Below are 24,331 nucleotides of genomic sequence, written 5' to 3'. Positions count from 1 at the left end.
GTTTCTACGGGGAACCTATGTCTGATCCTCGAAACCTCTGTGTCTACCCAGCTCGGCGGGCTACCCGGAGCACCTCTTCGACGGTCAGCGGGCTGTGCGGGTGGTGGCTCAACGACAGCGGCGTCCGGATCTTCGCGGGGGCCTGACCCTCCGCGGCCAGATAGAACTCGCCCACGGTCAGCCGGGAGACATCCGGCACGTCGCCGCCCTTGGCCTTCGCCATGTCCCGGGCCGCCTCGATCTGGATCGGGCTGTTCAGCAGGCCGTAGAGCTGCGTGGCCGCGTTGCCGGGGATCCGGTTGTGCAGACCCTTCGGCGCCTGGGTGGCGAAGATCAGTCCGAGGCCGTACTTGCGGGCCTGGGCGGCCAGGGCCAGCGTGCTCTGGGTACACGCCGTCATGGCCCCGGACGGCGCGAAGGTCTGCGCCTCGTCCATCACGAGAAGGCCGAGAAGCGGCCGGTCACCCGCGGGATTCCGCTTGATCCAGGCGAACAGGGCCATCTGCAGCTGGTTGACGAAACTCTGCCGCGCCTCGTCCGACGGCAACCCGATCAGGCTGATGACCGAGACCCGGGCCCGTTTGCCGTGCTCGGGCGTGAGCAGGGTGCCCGGGTCCATCGGTGTGCCCTCGCCGCCGAACAACGGGTCGTTGACCATGGCCGCGGTCAAGGTCTGGGCCAGGCCGAGCGCGATCTTGTCGGCGCCGTCGAGGTCGATGATCCCGTCCGGGAAGGCGTACAAAGTGTCGATCAGCCCTTTGATCCGGGTGCCGCCGCGACGGCCGTAATACTCGACCGCCTTGCGGAGAACGGCGAGTCCCAGATGAGCTTTCGGGGCGCGCCCGGCCACCATGGCCCGAGGGGCGAGCGAGGCGACCGCGGCGTCGACAGCCTCGTCGAACTCGTCCGGATCGTCCAGCACACCGCGGAAATCGGGCAGGGGCTGGAAGCTGAGAGGACGGCCCGACATGCGCCGCGGCGTCCAGACGACGATGTCCGTATTGGTCAGATAGTCGGCCGCTTTGGCCGGGTCGTCCGCCCGCCACTGCGGTGGTGGTTCCGGCCAGCCTTCGCCGAGCCGGGCCAGGTCGTTGTTCGGATCGAGGACGATGCTGGAGACGCCTTGCAGGGCGCATTCCTCGACGATCCGGCGGATAAGGACGGTTTTACCCGATCCGGAACCCGCGAAGATGGTCATGTGCTTACGGAGCGACGTCAGCCCGAGTCGCGCCGGCGCCTGTGAGTCGTAACCGTGTCCGATGATGAAGGAATCGCGCGGCCCCAAGCTGGACAAAGCGGGCGGCGACGGGAGCGGATCAGGCGCCGGCGAAGACGACGCCGAGGAGAACGCTCCCGCCCACGGGGACGAATCGGACGCTGACAAAGACGACGTGGCCGCCGCCAAAGACGACGCGGCCGTTGACGAGGGTGACGCGGCCACCCGCGGGGACGAATCGGGCGCCGAAGGAGACGTCGCCGCCGTCGGGGAGGACAAATCGGGCGCCAGCGGGACCTGGGCAGGCGCGGGCGCGGAGGCCCGGGAAGGGGCAGGCGCGGGCGCGGAGGCCCGGGAAGGGGCAGGCGCGGGCGCGGAGGCCCGGGAAGGGACATGCGCGGGCGCGGAGGCGTGGGCAGGCGCGGGAGCGCGGGTAGGCGCGGGACCGGAGGCAGGAGCGGGACCGGAAGCGCGGGCAGGCGCGGGCGCAGAGGCGGCGGCAGGGGCAGGTACGGAGGCGCGGGCAGGCGCGAGACCGGAGGCAGGCGCGAGACCGGAGGCAGGCGCGAGACCGGAGGCAGGCGCGAGACCGGAGGCGGGCGCGGGCGCGGAGGCGCGGGCAGGCGCGGGTGCGGGTGCGGGCCGGGAGGCCGGAGCCCCGTCCTGGCGCCAGCCGTCCGCATCGGACAAAGCCTCATTTATCAGCCCGATGGCACTGGCCGGGCGGCGGGCGGTCAGCCAGGACTGCAGGTCGATGCTCTCCTCGGCCAGCATGATCCGCAGGGCGGACAGCACTCGCAGGTCCTCGTCGTCCACGGTGAGGATTCGGCCGCCCTCCGCGTGGAAGCTGTCGAGGGCCCGCATCGTCGCCGGGCCGGACCAGCCGCCGTTGCGCAGCAGGAACAGCTTGCGCTTGGGTACCCGGCTGTCGAGGCCGGTCGCCATCGCCGCCTTGCGCAGCCGGGACAGCGCCGCGTTGCCGTGATGCCCGGCGCTCACCGCCCGGAAGCACCAGTGGACCTGGTCCTCGGTGCTTTCGTTCAGCGTTAGCCTGATCCGGGCGTGCAGGGGCGGGTTGGTACTCGGCGGCGAGTCGACGGAGAACGCCTCGCCGGCGTCGCCCCGTTCGATGATCCAGGCCGTGAGCCCGGCCGCCAGCAGCTCCGGCACGGTGCCGTCCTCGCCCGTCTTCTCGAGCGGGGTGACGACGTCCGCCGTCTTCTTCAGTTCGGCGAAGCGGGCGTCGAACCTCTCCATCTCACCGGTCGCCACCGGGCGCGGCTCGGGGGCTTCCACGGCCGGAGGTACGCCGAGGTGGTCGAGTTCCCTGATCTCCTCCGCCGCGATGCACGCGCGGATGTGCGTGTCGATCTCGATGAGCAGCTGCCTCGGCGTGTAGTCGCCGGCCGAGGTGAAGGCCTCCGGCCGCACCGGCCAGGACGGGTAGGGCGGAACGAACCCCATCTCCCCGTAGCGGACCGCGAACCTCTTCTCGATGATCGCCCGGGCCAGGACGTCGTCCTTGATGACCTCTAGTTTCGGCGCCAGCCGGAACCGGTCGCCGACCGTGTCCGAGGCCATCGTCCTGATGGTTGCCCACGAGTCCGGGATGCAGGCCACGACGGTGAGCGTGCGGCGGGTCATCTGGCGCAGCGCCATCAGGCCGTCCGCGATCTGGCTCAGCATGAGAGCCTGCTCCGGGCTGACCCGCGCCGCCTCGGTCAGGCGGGATCCGGCGGCGATCGAGCTCTGCGCGATGATCGTGTCGATCTGGTCGATGGCGATGACCGACGGGCCGGTCAGCGCCAGGAGCCACGACAGGTCCTGCACGATCTGCTGGGCGCGCCGCGGCGCCCGGCGCATGCCCCACTCGGCGCGCTCGCCCGGCTCGGATTCCTCGCCGGAGAGGAAGTAGTTCTCGGCGAGATCCCGATGACCGACGTCCTCGGACGCGCTGAGCGCGAGCGCCCGGGCGGTGTCCTGACTGGCCCGCGCGACCTGCCGGTCGAACTCGCCCAGGCCTTCGATGAACGCGTCCAGCGAGGGCCGGGTCAGCTCGGTCTCGCCCATGACGGCCCGGCGCGCCTTGCGCGGGGCGCCGACCATCGCCGACAGCCGCCGCAGCAGGAGCACCAGCTGCGTCTCGGTGCGGCCGGGGACCGTACGGGAAAGCCCGTCCAGCATGGCGGCCAGCACGCTGTCCCAGAAGCCGGCCGCGTCGAGGAGCCCGACGAGGAAGAAGTAGCCCTCCTGGTCCTGCACCTGCTGACGGACCCAGCCGAGCAGATGTGTCTTCCCGGAGCCGCGTTGTCCCTGCACCACGAGGCCGATCGGGCTTCCGCCGTCGCTGGCCCGGGCGTCCGCCACACCGTCGAGCACATCGCGGGCCACCGTCGTGTGCAGGCCGTCGACGTGGAACGGCATGGGCCGCCAGACGTCATCGGGAACGGGCGCCCAGTTGAACCTCAGCGCGGCCAGGGCGGCGCGCTCCCGCTCCTCCATCACGCACCGATCGACAGAACGTGCTTGTCCTGACCACCGATGTGGAGGGCGGCGTCACGATCCGCCGCGGTCAGCACCTTCTGGTTCGACTGCGGGGCGAGGGTGACGCCGGGCTCGCGACTGACCTGGCGAAGAGCCTCATCGAGGGCCGCACGCGGCACGTCGGCGAAGCACAACCGCAGGCGGGTGAGGCTGACCCAGCCCTGGGGCTCGTCCTTGAGGGCGTCGTAGACGCCGATGATCCGGGGCCGCAGGTCGGGGGCGGCCGCGGGACCGCGCAGGTCGCTCAGCGCGAAGAGCTCGGCGAACGACGTGCAGCCGCTCCGGTCGAGCACGCGATCACGCAGACCGGCCAGGACGGCGGATATCGCGGCGGCCTGGGCCGTCGAGCCGTTCGACCGGAAGTTCAGCTCGTCCTGGACGTGCACCCAACCCTTGTCGTCGAGTTGCAGCGCATAAGTGCGCCCGCTCTTGCGGCTGGCCACGTACTGCTTGCGGCCGAGCTTGTCCCGGCTCGGCTTGCCGACGTCGAGGCCGTACACCGCTTTGAGCTCGGTGTTGAGGATCTCCCGGGCCTCCGCCATGAGAACGATCAGGATGGCGTTCTCGGCGGGGGTGAGGTCTTCGCCGGCCATGGTCATGGTCCTTCCACTGTTTCGCGACGCCGGCCCTGGAGGTAGGTGCCGATCTGATGCACGACCGCGCCCACGTCGTGGACGACCCGTGCGTTGGTGAACCGGAGGACGGCGTAGCCGTCGAGTTGCAACTGGACGTCGCGCCGCCGATCGGCCTCGAAGCGCACTGGGTGGCAGTGCTCCGGGCCGTCCAGCTCGACGACGCACCGCTCGCCGGGCCAGACGAGGTCGAGCCGGATCGGCGGACTGAGCGGTGTCGATCGATAGGTGTGGTTCCAGTGCCGTCCGGCGGCCCAGCTCTCCCCGGCGAGCGCGGCCTCCAGAGCGGACTCGACCGCGCTGGCCGGGTGGGGCTTGCCGATCGGGGCCGAGCGCCCGGAGGGCAGGCCGTCCACCGTCGCGACCGGCACCCGGCCCGCGTCGAGACCCGGCCGGCCCAGCAGCCAGACACCGACCTTGGCGTTGTGGGTGAGCCATTCGCCGCCGGCCACGATCGCCGCGCGCTGGCCCGGGGTCGCGTCCGGGGGTACGGGCACCAGCAGAACGCAGCGGGTGCGCCCGAAGGCTTCCGCGACCAGACGGGCGAGCTGGGTGACGCGCGCCCGGACCGGCACGTCGTGGCCGCCGTCCCGGTGCCCGGTCACGGCGAGAAGGGCCAGGTCGGTCAGGAACGATCGGCTGTAGTGGGCCCGCGATGCTCGGGCCGCGGCCATGATCCGGATCGCGGCCGTGCCGCCGAGGTCGGCCCGGGTGATGTCGGAGGCGTCCGGCAGCCACGCGGGGAGCAGTTCCGCGGCGACACGTTCGAGGTCGTCCAGCATCGCGCCGACGAACTCGCGTGGGGTCGACCAGCCGGCGCCGGGACGGGTCACCACCGCCGCGAGGTCGGTGCTGTGCCCGGCCAGGGCATGGGCGAGGTCACCGGCGTGGGCGCCGCGGACCTCGACGACCCGATCGGCCGGAACGCCGTCGAGTGGGTAGGTCGTGGTCATGGAAGCACCAGGTTACGAAGAACCTGTGGACAGACGCCACCGGCCATTCGTCGGATTCCGAAGCCCGGTTCCGTCGCGGATCGGCTGGTGCGGGGCGCAACCGCACCATCCCTCGCCGATCCGCGACGGACGACCAGATCGGTCAGACCGGCTCGAGGGCCGGTTTCACCTCGCACCACTGGGACGACTCGGCCGACCGGGAGACCGCGTCGAGCACGAGCTGGACCTGCAACGCGTCGGCGAACGACGGTGTGGGCTGGGTGCCCGCGGCGATCGCCTCGATGAGGTCGCGGACCTCGTGGGTGAAGGTGTGCTCGTAGCCGATGCCGTGGCCGGCCGGCCACCACGCCGACATGTACGGATGGTTCGGCTCGGTCACCAGGATCGTGCTGAAGCCCTGCTCCTCCGCCGGCAGCGCGCCGTCGTAGAAGGCGAGCTCGTTCATCCGCTCGAAGTCGAAGACCAGCGAGCCGAGCGAGCCGTTGAGCTCCACCCGCAGCGCGTTCTTGCGGCCGGTGGCGAAGCGTGTCGCCTCGTACGTGGCCACCGCCCCGCCGTCGAGCCGGGCCAGGAACAGCGCCGCGTCGTCGACGGTGACCTCGCCGTACGACGACGTGCCGGAGGCGGAGAGCCCGGCCGACGCCGACGGCAGCGGCCGGGACTTGACGAACGTCTCGGTCAGGGCCGACACCGCGGCGATCGACTGGCCGGTGACGAACTGGGTGAGGTCGACGATGTGCGCGCCGATGTCGCCCAGCGCCCCCGATCCGGCCACGTCCTTCTGCAGACGCCACACCAGCGGGAACTCCGGGTCGACGATCCAGTCCTGCAGATACGTCGCCCGCACGTGGTGCAGCTTGCCGATGCGGCCGGCGGCGACGAGCTCACGCATGAGCGCGACCGCCGGCACACGCCGGTAGTTGAAACCGCACATCGCGAACACACCGCGGGCCTGCGCCGCGGCCGCCGCCATCTCCTGGGCCTCGGCCACCGTGTTGGCCAGGGGCTTCTCGCACAGGACGTGCTTGCCGGCGGCGAGCGCGGCCAGCGCGATCTCGCGGTGGGTGTCGCCCGGCGTGCAGATGTCGATCAGATCGATGTCGTCCCGGTCGATCAGCGACCGCCAGTCGGTGGTGTGCTCGGCCCATCCGAGCTTGGCCGCGGCGGCCGCCACCGCATCCTCGGAGCGGCCGGCCACCGCGGTCATCCGTGCCGACAGCGGCAGGTCGAACGCATGGTTGACCGTGCGCCACGCTTGCGAGTGCGCGGCCCCCATGAACGCGTAGCCGACCATGCCGACCCGCAGCTGTTCCGACATCTACAACCCCTTAGAAACCGAGCTTCGCGTACTGCGAAGCGTTGTCCTTGGTGATCGTCTCCGAGGCGAGCGTGATCTCCTTGGGCACCTGCAGCTCGACCAGGTCGCTCATCCCCTTGCCCTGGCCGATGAGCCGGGCCAGCGAGATCGCCGACGAGGCCATCGACGGGCTGTAGGTGACCGTCGCCTTGAGGACGCTGTTGTCGGCCGTGATGGCGTCGATGGCCTGCTTGGATCCGGCGCCGCCGACCATGAAGAACTCGCTGCGGTTGGCCTGCTTGATCGCGGCCAGCACACCGATGCCCTGGTCGTCGTCGTGGTTCCACAGCGCGTCCATCTTGGGCAGCGCCTGCAGCAGCGCGGTCGCGGCGGCCTGGCCGCTGTCGGCCGTGAACTCGGCCGGGCGGCGGTTGGCGACCTTGAAGCCGTGCGCCGCGAGGGCGTTCTTGAAGCCCTCCGAGCGTTCCTGGGTCAGCTCCAGCGAGTCGATGCCGGGAATCTCGCCGATGACCGGGTTCGTGACGCCCTTGGCCTTGAGCTGCTCGCTGATGTAGTTGCCGGCGGCCAGGCCCATGCCGAAGTTGTCGCCCTTGATCTGCAGCCGGTAGGCCGCCATGGACGGGAACGCCCGGTCGAGGTTGATCACCGGGATGCCGGCGGCCATGGCCTCGATGCCGGCCGCGTTGAGCTCCTTGCCGTCGTGCGGGAGCATCACGATCACGGTGGGCTTCTGCGAGATCAGCGTGGAGATGGCGGCCCGCTGGGCCGCGGCGTCGGCGCCGGCCTCGACCGGCTTGAACTCGACGTCGGGGTACGCCGCGGCCTGCGCCTTGGCGTTGTTGGTGATGGCCGCGATCCAGCCGTGGTCGGCGGCGGGCGCGGTGAACCCGATGACCACCTTCTGGCCGGGGGCGGCGTTCGGGTTGGCCGACGCGTCGGTGTTGGTGTTCACCTGCGCGTTGTTCTCGGGGGTGTTGCTCGTGCACGCGGTGAGAAGCGCTCCGGCGCCGACGGCAGCACCGCCGAACAGAACGCGCCTACGGGACAAAGCGGACATGAATCCTCCCAAGGGGGTACCCGGAAAGAGCGACCGGGCGAGAGATCAGCGCTTGAGGAGTTGCGTGAGGGAGCGATAACGGAACTGCTGGATCAGGACGGCGAGCACGATGATCCCGCCCTTGACCATGTTCTGAACCTCGGTGGAGAGATTGTTGATCGCGAACAGGTTCGTGATCGTGGAGAACACCAGCACCCCGAAGAGGGCGCCGATGATGGTGCCGCGACCGCCACTGAGCAGCGTGCCGCCGATGATCGCGGCGGCGATCGCGTCGAGCTCGTACAGGTTCGCCATGGCGGCCTGAGCACTGGTCGCCTGGGACGTCAACATGATGGCGGCGATGCCGCAGCAGAGCCCCGACAGGGCGTACAGGAGCAGGGTGTGTCGTTTGACGTTGATGCCGGCCAGCCGGGCCGCCTCGGGGTTGCCGCCGACCGCGACCGTGCGGCGGCCGAAGGTCGTGCGGTTGAGCAGCACCCACCCGGCCGCCACGACCAGACCCAGGATCCAGACCAGCATCGGGATGCCCAGAAGCTTGTTGGCGGCCAGGTCGTTGATGAACGTATTGGCCGAGACCTGAGTCTGCTTGCCGGAGATCTGTGCGGCGAGACCACGGGCCGCGACCAGCATCGCCAGGGTCGCGATGAAGGGCACCAGCTTGCCGTACGAGATGAGCACCCCGTTGACGAGCCCCACGCAGAGTCCCACCACCAGCGCTGTGAAGATCATGCCCGCGGCGCCGTAGCTCTGCGTGGCCAGCGTAGTGGCCCACACACCGGACAGGGCGATGATCGCGCCGACCGAGAGGTCGATGCCACCTCCGATGATCACGAAGGTCATGCCGACCGTGACCACGCCGATCGCGGACGCCTGCTGGAGGATCGTCAGGAAGTTGTTCTTGACCCAGGTCGGGTCGCTGTAGAGATCCGGCTTGGTGATGATGCCGACGACGATCAGCAGGATCAGGACCCCGACCAGGCCGAGATTGCGGATGACGTTGTCGTCGATGTGCCGGCGTTGCGAGCGTTTTTGCACCTCGGGAGGCGCAGTCTCGGTGATCATGCTGGCTCTCCCTCCATCAACGACCCCGACATCACGAGGTCGAGCACGGTGTCCTCATCGATCTCGCCGGCCGGGGCCTGATGGATCAGGTGACCCTCCCGCATGACCAGCACCCGGTCGGACAATCCGAGCACCTCGGGCACCTCGCTCGAGACGAGCAGCACCCCGACCCCGCTCTCGGCCAGGCCCTGGATGACCTGGTAGAGCTCGGCCCGCGCGCCGACGTCGACGCCGCGGGTCGGCTCGTCGAGCAGCAGCAGCCGGGTGTCGCCGAGCAGCCACCGGCCGACGACCACCTTCTGCTGGTTGCCGCCGGAGAGCGTGCGGACCGGGCGCATCACGTCGCGCGGGCGCAGTTCCAGCGAGTCGGCCGTGCGCTCGGCCGCCTTGCGCTCGCCGGCCGCGTCGGTGAAGCCGGCGCGGGCGAACCCGGAGAACGACGAGAGCGTCATGTTCTTGTAGATCGGCTCGTCGAGGAGCAGCGCCTGGCTCTTGCGCTCCTCGGGGGCCATTCCCATTCCCTTGCGTACGGCTGTGCCCAGCGACCGGATGCGCTTGCCGTCGAGGGTGATCGTGCCGCTGTCGGGACGGCGCGCGCCGAAGATGGTCTCGAGCAGTTCGGAACGGCCCGAGCCGACCAGGCCGGCGATGCCGACGATCTCGCCCGGGGCGACGGTCAGGCTCACGTCGGCGAACTCGCCCTCGCGGGTGAGACCGTCGACCACGAGCAGCGGCGGCTTCTCCTCGAGGGTGCGGCGCTCCGGGAAGACGTACTCGATGGTCCGCCCGGTCATCTTGCTGACCAGGTCGCGCGTCGGCGTGGTGCGGGCCGGAAGGTTGGCCGCGGTCGTGCGGCCGTCCTTGAGCACGGTCACCCGGTCGCCGATCTCGCGGATCTCCTCGAGCCGGTGCGAGATGTAGATGACCGCGATGTTCTCGGCCGTGAGCTCCCGGATGATCCGGAACAGGTTTTCCACCTCGTCATGAGCGAGCACGGCGCTGGGCTCGTCCATGACGATCAGCTTGGCCTCGTGCGACAGCGCGCGGGCCATGCTGACGATCTGCTTGCCGGCCGCCGGAAGGCTGCGCACGGCCTGCCGCGGCGGGATCTCCCCGTGGCCCAGCCGGGCCAGGATCTCCTTGGTCCGCGACGCGGTCGAGCGCCGCTTGGTGAAGCCGAAGCGGGTCTGCTCGTGGCCCAGGAACGCGTTCTCGGCGACCGAGAGATCGTCGACGAGGTCGAGCTCCTGATAGATGGTGGCGATGCCGGCGCGCATCGCGGCCTGCGGAGTGGCCGGGGCGAACGGCTCGCCGAGCCAGGTGATCTCGCCGCCGTCGGCGTGGTGGACGCCGGCCAGTGTCTTGATCAATGTGGACTTGCCGGCGCCGTTCTGCCCGAGAAGGCAGTGCACCTCGCCCGCCCGGACCTCTAGTTGCACGCCGTCGAGCGCGCGCACGCCGGGGAAGGTCTTGACCACATCGGTGAGTCGGAGGACGACGTCTTCGGAAGCTTCGCGTTGTGCGGGAATCGTCATGAGGCCTGCTCGAATGCCGTGTCGCTGGCCAGCACCGCGGCGCCGGTGACGCCGGCTCGGCTGCCCAACTCGCTGAGGACGACGGGTAGGTTGCCGGTGGCCAGGGGCAGCGACCGGCGGTAGACCACACTGCGGATCTCGGCGAGCAGCACATGACCCAGCTGGGCCAGGCCCCCGCCGATGACGATCATCGAAGGGTTGCTGAAGGACACCAGGGTGGCGAGGACCCCACCGACACGGCGGCCGCCCTCTCTTATCAATCGGATGCAGGTCACATCACCCTCGGCGGCGCCGTCGGCGACGTCGCGGGCGGTGATCGTGATGCGTTCCTCGAGGGCTTCGTAGTCGGCCCCCTCGGTCTCGGCGGCCTGGCGGGCCGCGGCCTGATAGCCGGCGAGGCGCTCGGCCAGCGCGGGCGACTCGCCGGAGCGGGCGGCGGCGAGCGCGTCGCGGGACAGGGCGGCGCCGCTGAACAGCGCCTCCAGGCAGCCGGTGTTCCCGCAGGAGCAGACCGGCCCGTTCGGGTCGACCTGGATGTGGCCGATGTCGCCGGCGCAGCCGTCCACCCCGCGGTAGACGGTGCCGCTCAGGTGGATGCCACAGCCGATGCCCGTGCCGATCTTGACGAACAGGAAGTCGTCGACCGAGTGGGCGACCCCGCCGTGGCGCTCGCCGATGGCCATGATGTTCACGTCGTTGTCGACCACGGCCGGGCAGCCGTGCTCGCGGGCCAGGAACTCGCGCACGGGGTAGCGGTCCCAGCCCGGCATGATCGGCGGGGAGACGGGCACGCCGTCGCGGAAGCTGACCGGGCCCGGGACGCCGATGCCGACCGCGTCGAGCCGGTCGAAGGCCCCGTCGGTGCGCGCCTTGGAGAGGATCTCGCTCACCCGGTGGAGGATCGTGCGCGGCCCCGAGCGGATGTCCGCCGCCTCCTGATAGAGCGCGACCGGCTCGAGGCGGCCGTTCGTGACCTCGATGTCGATGGAGCTGGCGCCCAGGTCGACCGCCGCGAACCGCAGCCGCGGGTGCAGCTCGACCAGGGTGGACCGGCGCCCGCCACGGGAGGCGGCCATGCCCGCCTCGGCGATCAGGCCGGCCGCGACGAGCCGCTCGACCTCGGCCAGCAGACGCGGGCGGGTGAGCTCCAGACGGTCCCCCAGCTCGGCGCGGGACACGGGTCCCTCGTCGCGCAGCAGGCGCAGAATGCGCAGGTGGGGAGCATCGGCCAGGTGCACGGAGACCTCCGGGGGCGCTTCACACCGCGGTAACCGTGCGGTGTTGTGCCCGTCACAGTAGGCCCGTTCCGCCTCAGGAGTCCATACCTTCTCGAAGATCATTCCTAACTTTTGTCTATATGAGCAAAAGTGATCCGCTCCGGGACACGAAAAAGCGCCGGGCTTTGGTGCCCGGCGCTTCCCGCTTCAGCTAGATCAACTGCTGCTGAGACCCTGTTCGCTGCCCTTTTTGATCTTGCGGTCGTCGCGAAGCTCGAGGAACGGCTCGTCGGAGGGGTCGTGACCGGCCGCGATGGCCCGCCCCCGTTCCAGCTCGGCGTCGAGCTCGGCACCGAGCAGGATCGCGATGTTCGAGATCCACAGCCAGACCAGGAACGCGATGACACCGCCCAGGGCGCCGTAGGTCTTGTCGTAGTTGGCGAAGTTGCCCAGGTAGATCGCGAAGGCGCCGGAGGCGACCAGCCACAGCACCACGGCGAAGATGCCGCCCGGGCTGACCCAGCGGAAGCCGCCGGTCTTGGCGTTGGGCGAGGCCCAGTAGAGGATCGCGAACATCAGGCTGACCAGCAGCACCAGCACCGGCCACTTGGCGATGTTCCAGGTCATCACGGCGGCGTCACCGAGGCCGATCTTCTCGCCGACGACCCGCGACAGGTCACCGGTGAAGACCACGATGAAGGCCGAGACGATCAGCATGAGGCCGATGACGGCGGTGACGCCGACCCGGATCGGCAGGGTCTTCCAGATCGGCCGGCCCTCGGGCACGTCGTAGACGGCGTTGGAGGCCCGCATGAAGGCGGCGATGTAGCCGGAGGCCGACCAGAAGGCGAGGAGCAGACCGATGATCGCGGCGAAGCTGGCCGTACCGGTGTCACCGACCTGGTTGAGCACGGTGTTGACGAGATCCTTGATCTGCGTGTTCCCACCGGAGATGTCGTCGATCGTCTGCGTGACGGTCTGCTTGCCGTCGCTGCTCAGCATCCCCAGGATCGACACGAGCACCACGGCCCCCGGGAAGATCGACAGCACACCGTAGTAGGTGAGCGCGGCCGCCCAGTCGGAGATGTTGTCCTCGGAGAACTGCTTGAAGGTCCGCTTGACCGCGGCGAAGACGCCCTTGCCCTTGAGCTCGGCCGGGCTGTCGGGCCCGGCCTCGGGCGGCACCGCGCTCAGGTCGTTCTCCCGGTCCTCCCCCGTCTTCGTGGTCGCGACGTCGTAGTCACGGGCGCCCTTGTCCCGGGCCGACGCCGTCTCGCGGTCGTCCCGCTGCCCTTCCTTCACCGATCCGGCGGTAGCCGTTTCCTCATCATGCTTGTGAAAAAGCTTCATCGCCGTACCTCCAGGCGCAGGCATATCTGTAGCGCGTGGCCGCCTCGGCGCGACCTGCAACAGTGATGCCCGCCACGGAGGCGCCCTAACCACCTTCACCCGACAGGAACTTGCCCCACCGCAACAAAAGGCCGCACCGTGCGGATGCGATGGCCGGCTTGTTACTTGCAGAGCAGGCGGGACATGCGGCGGCCGGCGATGGTCAGGCCCAGGGTGAGCAGGGCCAGCAGGTAGAGGACGTCGAGCAGCTGAAGCCAGCCGGCCGTGCCCGTGCTCAGCGCCCGGATCAGGTGGACCGAGCGGTAGAGCGGGGTGATCTCGACCAGCCAGCGCAGGGCGGCCGGGTAGGCGGTCAGGGGCACGAACGTGCCGGAGAACAGGAACAGGGCGAACTGGCCCGATGCGATCAGGTCGAAGTCCTGCCAGCTGCGGATCAGCGTGGAGACGGTCATGCCCAGGGCGCCGAAGGCGAAGCCGACCAGGATGGTGGCCGGGAACATGGCCAGCGCCCGGGGCCACGTGGTCAGGTCGATCGCCACCATGATGGCCAGGAAGGCGGCCGAATAGAGGGCGCCCCGCACCATCGCCCACAGCAGCTCGCCCAGCGCTATCTCGATCGGGCGGACCGGCGTGGCCAGGATGCCCTCGTACAGGCGCATGAACTTCATCTTCCCGAAGAAGTTGAAGGTCGTCTCGGACAGCGCCCCGGTCATCGCCGACGCGGCCAGCATCGCCGGCGCCACGAAGGCCGCGTAGCCCACCACCTCGCCGCCGGGCAGTGTGATGTCGCCGATGAGGCCGCCGACGCCCACCCCGATCGAGAACAGATAGAGCACCGGCTCCAGGAAGCCGGAGACCATCACGATCCAGTACGCCGAGCGCAGCGTGGCCACGTTCCGCTCGGTCACCGACACCGACCGCCGCGCCATCCCCTCCGTCAGGAGCAGCCGTGTCACCACGTCAGATCACCAGCCTTCGGCGGTAGCGGAGATGCGCCAGCCAGCAGCCGCCGGCGCACCAGGCGATCAGATAGGCCGCGTGGATCAGGCCCAGCCACCCCGGGTTCAGCCCGAGGGTGGCGTCGCGCGAGAGGTCGACGCCGTGCCACAGCGGCAGCGCGTACGCGATCCAGCGCAGCACCACCGGCAACGACTCGACCGGGAAGAAGACGCCCGAGAACAACGACATCGGCAGGACCGCGAAGCGCAGCAGGATCGCCAGGTAGCTGTCGCTGGTGATGGTCGCCGCGTACGCGGCCGTCGGCGCCGCCACCGACAGGCCGACCAGCGCCGCCACGATCAGCGCCACCGGCGACCACCACGAATGCAACGTGCCGAAGGCCAGCGCGATGGCCAGGAAGGCGGCCGCGCTGATCAGCACCCGGAACAGCATGAAGGCCAGATGGCCGCCGAGGATGTCGGCCACCCGCAGCGGCGCCGCCGCCTGCGCGAAGTACGTCTTCAGCCACTCGAACGCGCTCAGCACCGGCCACGTCGACTCGCCGATCGCCGTCTGCATGGCGGTCGAGGCGATCAGGCCGGGCACGATCCAGTCGAGGTAGGACACCCCCTCGACGCCGCCCCGCACATAGGACCCCACGCCCACGCCGAAACCCAGCATCGTGAGCAGCGGCAGCACCAGCGAGGACAGCGCGCTCCCCCGCCACGTGCGGCGGTAGTTGACCAGGTGATATTCGAAGACGGTCAGCATCAGTCGACCAGCGTCCGGCCGGTGAGATGAAGAAAGACGTCCTCGAGGCTGCTGCGGCGCACCAGCACGCTGGCCGGGCTCAGCGAACGCCGGTGGACCTCGGCCACCGCCCCGTCGCCGTCGGCCACATAGAGCAGAATGCGGTCGGGCAGCACCTCGAGCCGTTCGCCGACGCCCTCGAGCTTCGAGGCGTACGGCTCCTGGGACTCGGCGTTGAATCTCAGCTCGACGACCTCACGCGTGGAATAGCGCTCGATCAACTCTCGCGGCGAGCCCTCAGCCGCGATCCGGCCGCCGTCCATCACCACCAGGCGGTCGCAGAGCTGCTCCGCCTCGTCCATGTAATGGGTCGTGAGCACCAGCGTCACGCCCTGCTGCTTGAGCCGGAACAGCCGCTCCCATACCAGGTGGCGGGCCTGCGGGTCGAGGCCGGTCGTCGGCTCGTCGAGCAACACGATCTCGGGCTCGTTGACCAGCGCCCGCGCGATGGTCAACCGGCGTTTCATGCCGCCCGACAGCGGCTCCACCTTGCTGTCGGCGCGCTCGGTGAGCTGGACGAACTCGAGCAACTCGTCGGCGCGGCGGCGGGCCACCTTGCGGGCGATGCCGAAGAAACGGGCGTACGTCGTCAGGTTTTCCCGCACGCTCAACTCGATGTCGAGGTTGTCGAGCTGGGGGCAGACCCCGAGCCTGGCCCGGATGCGCGGGCCGTCACGCACCGGGTCGAGCCCGAGGATCTCGAGCACCCCGCCGGTCGGCGGCGACACGCAGCCGATCATGCGCATGGTGGAGCTCTTGCCGGCGCCGTTGGGACCGAGGAAGCCGAACGCCTCACCCCGGCGCACGTCGACGTCGATGCCGTCGACGGCCGTGAAGTCGCCGAACCGCTTGACCAGACCACGGGCACGAATGAGGGAAGTCACACCCTGGACCCTAGGAGGGGGGTACGACAGAAATCCTCAGTCCGGTCCGGCCATGCCCTCCCGGGCCGCCGAGACCAGGGTCGCCGTCACCTCGATCACCGTCTGGTGCGACACCGGGGTGCCCGAGTCGTAGCGGACCGCCCACGACAGGCCGTCCCGCCCGCTCACCCGCCGCCCGACGATCCGCACCCCGCCGACCAGGAACGGCTTGTCGGGCCGGTTCGTCGACACCTGCACCGGGTGATGGGTGGTGTAGGCCACCGACTTCGACACGCGCATGCGCACCTGGTCGGGCACCTGCCCCGGATCGAGCAGCAGGAAGGCCTCGGCCGGCCCGTCGACCATCACCGTGTAGCCGTCACGCTCCTCGGCCACCTCGGCCGGCGTGATCCGCAGCTCGCGCCCCGACCAGGCCGCCTTGTGGATCTCGTGCCAGCCCAGCCGGCCCCGCGACGGCAGCCACAGGCCATGGTTGGTCACCACCACGGCCTGCTCCGGCTCCACCGCCGCCCAGGCCACCACCCGCTCCTCGGGGGCGAGAGCGGGCTTGAGCGCCGCCGGAAGCGACGGACGCCGACGAAACAAGCTCACAATCCACCTGCCGCCTGGTCACGCAGGGCACGCGCCTGCTGTTCGAGGGAGAAGAGCTCGCCCGCCAGGGCCAGATATTCGTCCTTGTGCGCGACCGGGTTCAGCCGCTGCACCTTGGACTTCAGGTCCCGGATCCGGGTGGTCACATAGCCCACCTGCAACCGGGCCAGGGTGATCTGCACATAACGCGGGTCGACGGCCCCGTCCACGTACAACGGCTCCACCGAGAGCTCGGAGATCAGGCCCTGACCGGCCAGGTCGTCGCAGCTGTCCCGGACCTTCTCGATCCAGACCACGCCACCGGACGAGACCGAGGAGGCGCCACCGGCCGCGGCCACCGCCGAGCGGATCGCCGCGTAGACCGGATCGGCGTAGTTCTCGGCGCCCAGCGAGTCGAACATCGGGCCCGCCATGACCGGCTCCTGAAGGGCCAGTTTCAGCGACTCGCGCTCGACCAGCCGCTGCGGCGAGTCGGGGGCGGCCTTGGCCCGGGCCGGGGCCGCCTGGTCCTGGGCGCCGCGCAGGGCCGAGTTCACCGCCCGCTGCACCGGCTCGAGGTCCATGCCGAGATCGGCCGCGAGCTTACGGGCGTACTCGGGCCTCATCTCCCGGTCTTTGATCTTGGCGACCAGAGGAGCCGCACGGCGCATCGCCTCGACCCGTCCCTCGACCGTGTCGAGGTTGAAACGCCCGATCGTGTGCCGCAACGCGAAGTCGACCAGCGGCTCCCGCCCGGCGATCATGTCGCGGACCGCGAGATCACCCTTGGCCAGGCGCAACTCGCACGGGTCCATGTTGTCCGGGCTGACCGCGATGAACGTACGCCCGACGAACCGCTGATCCTCCTCGAAGGCGCGCAGCGCCGCCTTCTGACCGGCCGCGTCGCCGTCGAACGTGTAGATGATCTCGCCGACCACGCTGTCGCTGTCGAGCAGCAGCCGCCGCAGCACCCCGATGTGGTCGACGCCGAACGACGTGCCGCAGGTGGCCACGGCGGTCGGCTCGCCCGCCTCGTGACAGGCCATCACGTCGGTGTAGCCCTCGACGATCACGGCCCGGCCCCGCTTGGCCATCTCACGCTTGGCCTGGTCGATGCCGTAGAGCACGTGCGACTTCTTGTAGAGCGGCGTCTCGGGCGTGTTCAGATATTTCGGCCCGTCGTCCTCGTCGAACAGCTTGCGCGCGCCGAAACCGATCACATCGCCGGACAGGTCCTTGATCGGCCACAGCAGCCGCCCCCGGAACCGGTCGATCAGCGACCCGGACCGGGCCGGCTTGGTCAGCCCGGCGGTGTTCAGCTCCTCGGCCGAGAAGCCCTTCTGCCGCAGATGCTTGGCCAGCGAGTCCCACGTGTCCGGCGCGAAGCCACACCCGTATTTCTCGGCCGCGTCCCGCCCGAAGCCACGCTGGGCGAGGAACTCCCGCGCCTTGCGCGCCCCCGGCGTGGAGAGCTGCCCTTGATAGAACTCGGCCGCCGCCACATGAGCCGCGAGAAGTCGCTGCTTCTGCCCGGCCTGGGGCCGGGGCGCGCTGGGCCGCGAGTCGTCGGTCTCGTACCGCAGCTGAATGCCGGCCCGCCCGGCCAGCCGCTCGATCGACTCGATGAACGACAGATGCTCGGCGTCCATCAGGAACTTGATGGCATCGCCACCCTGCCCACAACCGTGGCAGTTGCCGGTGAGGATGTTGTCTTCGAGAACGAAGGCATGGGTGCCCTCGACCACGGGACAGAAGACCTCTTCCACCTCGCCGTGGTCCTCGATCGCCTCGACCACCCAGCCCCGGCGCTCGAACTTCTTGCGCGCTGAGGTGAAGCGGTCGCGATGGGCCGAGATGAGGAAGAAATCCTCGGGAAGGTCTTCACCCATGAGGGTCAGCCGATGGACGGGCCCGGTGGATTCCTGGATGCCGTACGTCCCGACGCCGATCCGCGTACAGAGGTCACGCACATGGTCAAGGTGCTCGCGGCGATCCGAGTCGAGCGAGATGCTTCCGTCCGCGGCCACGTCCCCGTTCGCCGCGAAATATCCCGCCAACCATCCGAAGAGGTAAGAAGGCGACTCGGAAAGCGGAGGCAGATCGGTCTTGAAGTACGCCGGAAGGCCGGTGACGACAATCGCTTCGCCCGAGACGTACGTGTCGTTGAGCGGGAACCACTTCAGCAGCTCACGGTCTTTCCCGCCGGACAGGAGAGCGATGCTTCCCTCGTCGAGAAGCGTGCCGTCACCGAAGACGACGCCCCTGACAACGCCGAACGGGGAAGGAGCGAGGGCACGCCCATCGAAGACGTCGGAGAGCCTATCGCCCGGCCTGAGCTCCGCCGTGATGCGCTCCGCGCGCTTTTCGCGACCGTCGATGAACCAACGATGCTCGGCGGTCGCCCGGATCGTCTTCTTCTGCCCGTTTCTCGACAGGTGAAGATGCAGGAGCGGCTGTTCGCCGAACGAGTAGAACGGCGCCTCGACGAAACGGCCGTGTGTGGTGATGACCCGGTGCGAGGCTCCCGCGAGATCGCGGATCTCGCGGATGCCCTGGTCGGTGATGACCCGGGTCTCCCCCGCGAGGCAGTAGTACACGTTCCGCGCCGGCGCCACGGTGAACGACGGGGTCTTCTCGTCGTGGAAAGGGCACAAGCCCTTCAAGTTGCCGCCGCCGGCCGGGCGCAACGTCACCGACTCGCTGATGATGTCTGCGATCGAGGTCCGGTCACGGACCAGCGCGATGTCCTCGTCCTTGACCCTGCCCGCCACGGCATACATCCTGCCTCGCCTCAGGTACGAGCCGCCACCAGGGTCCGGTGCCAGGCCACGGCGGCCGGGTCGGTGAGCGACGCGACCTGGTCGATCACCACCCGCAGTGCTTCCGCGTCACTCTGCGCAGCTTCGAACAGAGGGGCGAAGACCGGGTCAAGAGCTTCGGGTGTACGGGTGAGAGCGTGCACGAGCTCGACGAGGATGGTCCTCTGCTCCTCGTACCAGGACTCGGCCGCCCGGGCCCTCATCACGTACCGCAACGCCATGCCTTTCAGCAGCGCGCACTGATTACGCACCGTGCGCGGCACGACGAGGTCGGCGTCGTAGCGGCGGACCTTCCCGCTCCCGTACCGGCTCTGCGTGGCGCCGACCGCCGAGGCGACGAAGCGGCCGGTCAGGACGCTGGTCATCCGTTTGAGGGCGGCCTGGGCGCGGAACGTGCCGTCGTATCCGGCGACCTCGGTCACCACCGGGTCGGCCAGCAGCTGATCGAGGGCGCCGGCCAGCTCGTCGGTGCTCTCGTCGGAATAGGTGGCCGCCACGTCGGCGCAGAGGGCGGCCCGCTCGGCCGGGTCGGCCAGCAGCGGGCGCAGGGCCAGATAGCCGCCGTGCACGCCGTCCTCGACGTCGTGCACCGAGTACGCCACGTCGTCGGCCCAGTCCATGACCTGGGCCTCCAGGCAGCGCCGTTCGCCCAGCTCGGCCGGGCGGGCCCAGTCGAAGACGGCGCGGTCATCGGCGTACACCCCGAATTTGCGTCTTCCCGGCTTCAGCGGCCACGGATATTTGCAGCTGGCGTCGAGCGAGGCCCGGGTCAGGTTGAGGCCGGCGCCGGGCACCTTGGCCTCGAGCCGGGTCAGCACGCGCAGGGTCTGCGCGTTGCCCTCGAAACCGCCGCACGGCTCGGCGACGGCGTGCAGGGCGTGTTCGCCGTTGTGGCCGAACGGCGGGTGGCCCAGGTCGTGGGCGAGCCCGGCCACGTCGACCACGTCGGGGTCGCAGCCCAGGCGCTCGCCCATCTCGCGGGAGATCTGCGCGACCTCCAGCGAATGGGTCAGCCGGGTGCGCAGGAAGTCGTCGGAGCCGGCCGTGTGCACCTGGGTCTTGGCCGCGAGCCGGCGGAAGCCCGCCGAGTGCAGCACCCGCGCCCGGTCCCGCTGGAACGGGGTACGCCCGTAGCCGCTGTCCTTAGCCGGCTCAGCGACGAACCGCTGGGCGTCGAACGCCGTCATGCGACCAAGATTAGTTGGCCTCGTCTGGCGGCAAGGGCTTTGAGGACAGGACGCAGAACTCGTTGCCCTCGGGATCGGCCAGCACGACCCAGGTGACGTCGCTGCCCTGTCCGACGTCGGCGTGCCGGGCGCCCATGTCGATCAGGCGCTCGACCTCGGCCTCCTGGTCGTCGGGGCGCAGGTCGATGTGGAGGCGGTTCTTCACCGTCTTGGCCTCGGGCACCGGCGTGAACAGCAGTCCGGGCAGCTGATCGGGGCTCTTGCGGATCTCCACCTCGTCCGGCTGGTCGGTCACGATGACCCAGCCGCCGAGGGCCTCCGCCCACCACCGCGCCAGGCGCCCGGCGTCCTGGGCGTCCACCACGATCTGCTCCCACTGCAACGCCATATGGCGCCTCCCTTATCGAAAAGTGGCGATCATGTTACGCGCACCCGACCAGCGCCGCGAAGCCGTCGAACATGACGCACACGGGGTGCGACTGCCCGCCGCAGGGTCGCCGGAGGATGGCCCACGGTGACGGCGGGAGAGGTGTTCCGCCGCCACCGAACCCGAGGTTCGCCGGTGGCCGCGGCAACGAGGCACGGCCCGGCGGCGGCAGCAGCACAGCGCTGAGGAGAGAAGTGCCCGGCGTCGACCACTGTCTACAGGAGGCCATGGCGATCCCTGGCGCGGTCGGCGCCAGCATCGTCGACTACACCACCGGGTTCCCGGTCGCCACGACGGGAGCCGCACCCAACAACGACCACGAGGCCGCGGCCGCGGGCACCGCGGACGTGGTCCAGGCCGCGACCACCCGATCGCTCTACGTCTCGGCCCTACCGCACGACCTGCTCGAAGACCTGATCATCACGACCGCCGGCGGCTATCACCTGCTGCGGCCGGTGCAGACCGACTTCGACAGCCGGCTCGTCCTCTACCTCTGGCTCGACCGGGTCCAGGGGAACCTCGCGGTGGCCCGCCGCCGCATGCAGACCCTCGCCGACGAACTCGTCGCCACGTAAAACGACGCCAAAGGGGAAATGGTGACAACCTTGCGGACGGCCGCCCCGTCCCGCCTGCTCACGCAGGTCACGGGCGAGCGGCAGACCGGCACCCTGGTGGTCGGTGGCCACCCGGGCGGCGCGGTCTACGTCCTCGAGGGGCGGGTGATCTACGCCGAGTCGCCGGCCGCGCCCGGTGTCGGCGAGCTGCTCACCTCGTCCGGCCGGCTCGCCGGCCGCACCTGGCAGAACGCGCTCGACCTGGGCACCTCCACCGCCCGGGTCGGCCGGCTGCTGGTCGAGCAGGGCCATCTCACCCAGGGCGAGCTGGAGTTGTGCGTGCTCGGGGCGACGTACGACGCGGCGTACTTCACCCTGTCGGCGCCGGAGGCGCCGATCGACTTCCTGCCCGGCGCGACCCACTGGCTCGGTCCGGTCGCGCACATCGACCCGGGTGCGATAACCCGGGAGGTACGCCGGCGCGTGCGCCTGCTCGACGAGATCTTCCCGGACGCCCGGGTGGACACGGCGCCGGTCATCCCGGTGTCGCGCCCGCCCCGCGAGCGGGTGACGATCACGGCCCTCCAGTGGGAGCTGCTGATCAACGCGGACGGCCAGCGCACCCCGGCCGACCTGGCCCTGCTGCTCGGCAAGGCCGGTTACGCGACGATCCAGGAGCTGCGCCGGATGGCCGCGATGGGCCTTCTGGAGCTTCCGGAGGTACGGGCGGTGGAGGCCCCGGAGCTGGTCCGGCTGCCGCGAGTGCGCGGCACCGCGGTCGACGTCAAACGCCCGGTGATCAAGCCGGACGACGCACCGACCGTGCCGGTGGTGAGCGGCGCCCGGGCGGCGGTGCCGGCTCCCCCACCACCGGCGCCGGCTCCTCCGTCGCCGAGGCCGGCTCCCTCACCACCGATGCCGGTGCCCGATCCGCCACCGCCCGCGGAGCCGCCGCGCAACTCGCTCTCCCCGCCTCGCCTCGCCCGGCGCAAACCCGGGGCCAAGCTGCCCAAGGAAGTCGCCGGCGAACCCTCGCCACCGGTGCATCCCGGCACCGATGAAGTCCTGCTCAAGCGCATCCGTACGGCATTGCGAGCCTTGCGGTGACACGCGCGCCCCCGCTCGCAGAACTCGCAGAAAGAGAGGCCGAGGATGACGGTGGATCCGGCGGTGCTCGAGGAGCTCGACCGCCTGAGAGGCCGGGTGCCGGAGCTCTCCGGCAGCGTCCTGGCCTCCACCGACGGGCTGGTGATCGCGCACGACGCGCACGGCATCGAACCGGACAGCATCGCGGCGCTGGCCGCCGCCCACCTGGCGCTGGCCCGCCGGTTCGCCCACGCGGTGAACCACGGTGAGCTGCGCGAGTCGGTGGTCGAATGCGACCGAGGCTACATCACCTCGTACACCGCGGGCCCGACCGCGCTGCTCACGGTGGTCACCTCGGGCGACGCGAACCTCGCCATGGTGCACCTGGAGGCCCGGCGATGCGTACGGCGGCTCATCCGGATCTTGAAGTTGGAAACGAAGCCGCAGCCGCGCCCGGAGATCCCGCAGCAGGCGGGACCGGCGGCGCTGACCCGGCGCAGCCCCTTGTCCACCCTCACGACCAATGCTCGTCGTCGGCAGGCGGCGGGTTGAGAAACGCGGCATCCGCCGCGACCGAACGGCGCCGCCGGGTGGCGGCCCGCCATCCCACCGCAACGGAGGACCCATCCATGGGCGACATGGACACCGCACTCAAGGAAATCATGGAAATCGACGGCGCCTTCGGCGTCGCGCTGGTCGACCACACGAGCGGCATGGCCCTCGGCACGGTCGGCGGCGGCAAGGAGCTCGACCTGACGGTCGCCGCGGCCGGCAACACGGATGTGGTGCGGGCCAAGCTCCGGGCGATGGAGATGCTGAACATCACGGAGAAGATCGAGGACATCCTCATCACTCTGGACACGCAGTATCACCTGATCCGGCCGCTGACGAGCCGGGCCGGGAAGGGGCTGTTCCTGTACGTGGCCCTGCGCCGCGACCGCTCGAACCTGGCCATGGCGCGGCATCAGCTCAAGCGCATCGAGAGCGACCTCGACGTCTGAGTTTTGCCTGGTATCCGGCGTCACGACGGGGAGGGCCGAGCACGGCCCTCCCCGTCGTCGTCGGTACCGTCGTCGGTGTGTCAGTGGAGGACGTCGTCCGTGAGGTGGTCAGCGGGGCGATCGGTTATGAGGCGGGGCTCGACGCGCTGACCGTGGCGCCGGCGGGCGAGGTCGACGCGGCCCTTCGCGCGGCGCTGAACGACGCCTTCGACCGGCTCTTCCGGGGCGGATGGCAGCCGTCCGAGCTGTACCGGGTGATCGCCCGCCTGGGCGATCCGCTCAAAGCGGGCATGGTGTCCACAGCCGCCGCCGGTTACGCGGGGCGGTTCTCCGCCGTTGATCCGCGCTGGGCGGCCCAGGCGTCCTCGTTGCCGCCGGCCGGCCGGCACCCCGATCGGATCACCTTGCTGGACGCGTCGATAGGCCTACTGACCTCTCTGCGCCAACTGCCGATGATCGAAGTGCTGATTCCGCCTCCGGGGACTGTGTCCGATCTATCGTACAAATCAGACAACAGGATCCTTGATCGCGTACGGGCTCTGCTGGCCAAGGCCGAGGCGACGGACTTCCCGGCCGAGGCGGAGGCGTACTCGGCCAAGGCGCAGGAGCTGATCGCCCGGCACAGCATCGAGGAGGCGCTGACCACGGCCGGGCGCGCGGAGGTGGTCCCGTTCGCGCGGCGGATCGGTGTCGACCATCCGTACGAAAGCGAAAAGGCCTCTCTGCTGGACGCGGTGGCGCGGGCCAACCACTGCCACACGGTGTGGTCGCCCGAGCTCGGCTTCTCCACGATCTTCGGCTACGACGCGGACATCGACGGCGTCGAGCTGCTCTACACGTCGCTGCTGGTGCAGGCGAACCGGGCGATGGCCCGCGACGAGCCGGCCAAGGGCAAGGCCCGGATCAAGGCGTTCCGGCGCAGCTTCCTGGTGGCGTACGCGGTCCGCATCGGCGAACGCCTCTCCCAGGCCACCCGGCACGAGATCGAGCAGCACAGCGACCTGCTGCCGGTGCTGCGCAACCGCGAGGTCCAGGTGCGCGAGGTCATGCGGAAGGCCTTTCCCCGTACGGTCCGGGCCCGCGGCAGCCGCATCGACAGCCTCGAGGGCTGGGAGTCGGGCCGGGCCGCGGCCGACGAGGCCCAATTGCGTTGACGGGTGGGGCAAACTG

General features: G+C 70.0%; 21 protein-coding genes and 1 pseudogene. 5 read left to right on the top strand and 17 right to left on the bottom strand.

The genetic code is table 11. From position 1 onward, the window contains the following. Window positions 1–43: 43 nt before the first annotated feature. The 17 genes and pseudogenes from ACFY36_RS35510 to ACFY36_RS35430 all read right to left on the bottom strand — a co-directional run bounded on the left by ACFY36_RS35510 (window position 44) and on the right by ACFY36_RS35430 (window position 20,481). Entirely contained in the window at window positions 44–3,718 is a 3,675-nt protein-coding gene (locus ACFY36_RS35510; protein ID WP_499750283.1) for an ATP-binding protein, read from the bottom strand. Then, window positions 3,718–4,353, bottom strand: a complete 636-nt coding sequence (locus ACFY36_RS35505; protein ID WP_499750282.1) for a hypothetical protein — start codon at window positions 4,351–4,353, stop codon at window positions 3,718–3,720. The genes ACFY36_RS35510 and ACFY36_RS35505 overlap by 1 nt, the downstream gene beginning before the upstream one ends. Before the next feature lie 2 nt (window positions 4,354–4,355). Further along, window positions 4,356–5,345: an endonuclease domain-containing protein gene (locus ACFY36_RS35500; protein WP_499750281.1), complete on the bottom strand. Its 990-nt coding sequence runs from the start codon at window positions 5,343–5,345 to the stop codon at window positions 4,356–4,358. Window positions 5,346–5,487: 142 nt separating this feature from the next. Next, complete coding sequence (locus ACFY36_RS35495) at window positions 5,488–6,663, bottom strand: Gfo/Idh/MocA family protein (protein WP_499750280.1); 1,176 nt, start codon at window positions 6,661–6,663, stop codon at window positions 5,488–5,490. Between the two features lie 10 nt (window positions 6,664–6,673). Beyond that, a complete protein-coding gene (locus ACFY36_RS35490; protein WP_499750279.1) occupies window positions 6,674–7,720 on the bottom strand; it encodes a substrate-binding domain-containing protein in 1,047 nt (348 codons plus the stop codon). A 45-nt stretch (window positions 7,721–7,765) separates the two neighbouring features. Next, window positions 7,766–8,782 carry an ABC transporter permease gene (locus ACFY36_RS35485; RefSeq protein WP_499750278.1) on the bottom strand — a complete coding sequence of 339 codons (1,017 nt, stop codon included), beginning with the start codon at window positions 8,780–8,782 and terminating at the stop codon, window positions 7,766–7,768. Then, window positions 8,779–10,317, bottom strand: coding sequence for a sugar ABC transporter ATP-binding protein (locus ACFY36_RS35480; RefSeq protein WP_499750277.1), 1,539 nt, complete (start codon window positions 10,315–10,317; stop codon window positions 8,779–8,781). Before ACFY36_RS35480 ends, ACFY36_RS35485 begins: the two co-directional genes overlap by 4 nt. Beyond that, window positions 10,314–11,555, bottom strand: a complete 1,242-nt coding sequence (locus ACFY36_RS35475; RefSeq protein ID WP_499750276.1) for an ROK family transcriptional regulator — start codon at window positions 11,553–11,555, stop codon at window positions 10,314–10,316. Before ACFY36_RS35475 ends, ACFY36_RS35480 begins: the two co-directional genes overlap by 4 nt. Window positions 11,556–11,750: 195 nt before the next feature. Beyond that, window positions 11,751–12,884, bottom strand: coding sequence for a YihY/virulence factor BrkB family protein (locus ACFY36_RS35470; protein WP_499750275.1), 1,134 nt, complete (start codon window positions 12,882–12,884; stop codon window positions 11,751–11,753). Between the two features lie 161 nt (window positions 12,885–13,045). Further along, window positions 13,046–13,813, bottom strand: a complete 768-nt coding sequence (locus tag ACFY36_RS35465; protein ID WP_499750619.1) for an ABC transporter permease — start codon at window positions 13,811–13,813, stop codon at window positions 13,046–13,048. Between the two features lie 31 nt (window positions 13,814–13,844). Continuing rightward, window positions 13,845–14,594: an ABC transporter permease gene (locus ACFY36_RS35460; protein ID WP_499750274.1), complete on the bottom strand. Its 750-nt coding sequence runs from the start codon at window positions 14,592–14,594 to the stop codon at window positions 13,845–13,847. After that, the gene (locus tag ACFY36_RS35455) at window positions 14,594–15,517 is read right to left on the bottom strand and encodes an ABC transporter ATP-binding protein (RefSeq protein WP_499750273.1); all 924 of its coding nucleotides are present in this window, start codon (window positions 15,515–15,517) and stop codon (window positions 14,594–14,596) included. The genes ACFY36_RS35460 and ACFY36_RS35455 overlap by 1 nt, the downstream gene beginning before the upstream one ends. A 36-nt stretch (window positions 15,518–15,553) precedes the next feature. Then, window positions 15,554–16,108 (bottom strand): hypothetical protein, encoded by a 555-nt coding sequence (locus ACFY36_RS35450; RefSeq protein ID WP_499750272.1) that lies wholly within the window; start codon window positions 16,106–16,108, stop codon window positions 15,554–15,556. Beyond that, window positions 16,105–17,976, bottom strand: coding sequence for a DNA primase (dnaG, locus tag ACFY36_RS35445; RefSeq protein ID WP_499750618.1), 1,872 nt, complete (start codon window positions 17,974–17,976; stop codon window positions 16,105–16,107). The genes ACFY36_RS35450 and dnaG overlap by 4 nt, the downstream gene beginning before the upstream one ends. Before the next feature lie 696 nt (window positions 17,977–18,672). Continuing rightward, window positions 18,673–18,867, bottom strand: a pseudogene (locus tag ACFY36_RS35440) (CHC2 zinc finger domain-containing protein); the annotation flags it as partial. 11 nt (window positions 18,868–18,878) lie between these two features. Further along, window positions 18,879–20,093, bottom strand: a complete 1,215-nt coding sequence (locus ACFY36_RS35435; RefSeq protein WP_499750271.1) for a deoxyguanosinetriphosphate triphosphohydrolase — start codon at window positions 20,091–20,093, stop codon at window positions 18,879–18,881. A 10-nt stretch (window positions 20,094–20,103) separates the two neighbouring features. Further along, window positions 20,104–20,481: a VOC family protein gene (locus tag ACFY36_RS35430; RefSeq protein WP_499750270.1), complete on the bottom strand. Its 378-nt coding sequence runs from the start codon at window positions 20,479–20,481 to the stop codon at window positions 20,104–20,106. 266 nt (window positions 20,482–20,747) lie between these two features. On the opposite strand from ACFY36_RS35430, the gene ACFY36_RS35425 reads away from it, so the two are divergent. The 5 genes from ACFY36_RS35425 (at window position 20,748) to ACFY36_RS35405 (ending at window position 24,315) form a co-directional block, all read left to right on the top strand. Next, entirely contained in the window at window positions 20,748–21,095 is a 348-nt protein-coding gene (locus ACFY36_RS35425) for a roadblock/LC7 domain-containing protein (protein WP_360252020.1), read from the top strand. Between the two features lie 21 nt (window positions 21,096–21,116). Next, window positions 21,117–22,181 carry a DUF4388 domain-containing protein gene (locus ACFY36_RS35420; protein ID WP_499750269.1) on the top strand — a complete coding sequence of 355 codons (1,065 nt, stop codon included), beginning with the start codon at window positions 21,117–21,119 and terminating at the stop codon, window positions 22,179–22,181. A 45-nt stretch (window positions 22,182–22,226) separates the two neighbouring features. After that, window positions 22,227–22,712 (top strand): roadblock/LC7 domain-containing protein, encoded by a 486-nt coding sequence (locus tag ACFY36_RS35415; protein WP_499750268.1) that lies wholly within the window; start codon window positions 22,227–22,229, stop codon window positions 22,710–22,712. 77 nt (window positions 22,713–22,789) lie between these two features. After that, window positions 22,790–23,161 (top strand): hypothetical protein, encoded by a 372-nt coding sequence (locus tag ACFY36_RS35410; protein ID WP_360252011.1) that lies wholly within the window; start codon window positions 22,790–22,792, stop codon window positions 23,159–23,161. A gap of 77 nt (window positions 23,162–23,238) precedes the next feature. Continuing rightward, window positions 23,239–24,315, top strand: a complete 1,077-nt coding sequence (locus ACFY36_RS35405; protein ID WP_499750267.1) for a DUF2786 domain-containing protein — start codon at window positions 23,239–23,241, stop codon at window positions 24,313–24,315. Window positions 24,316–24,331: the final 16 nt, after the last annotated feature.

The organism is Actinoplanes sp. NPDC000266, from assembly GCF_042899005.1.
Lineage (GTDB): Bacteria > Actinomycetota > Actinomycetes > Mycobacteriales > Micromonosporaceae > Actinoplanes.
Note: the sequence above shows the minus strand (reverse complement) of the source record. Positions and strands in the feature narration are given on the sequence as shown.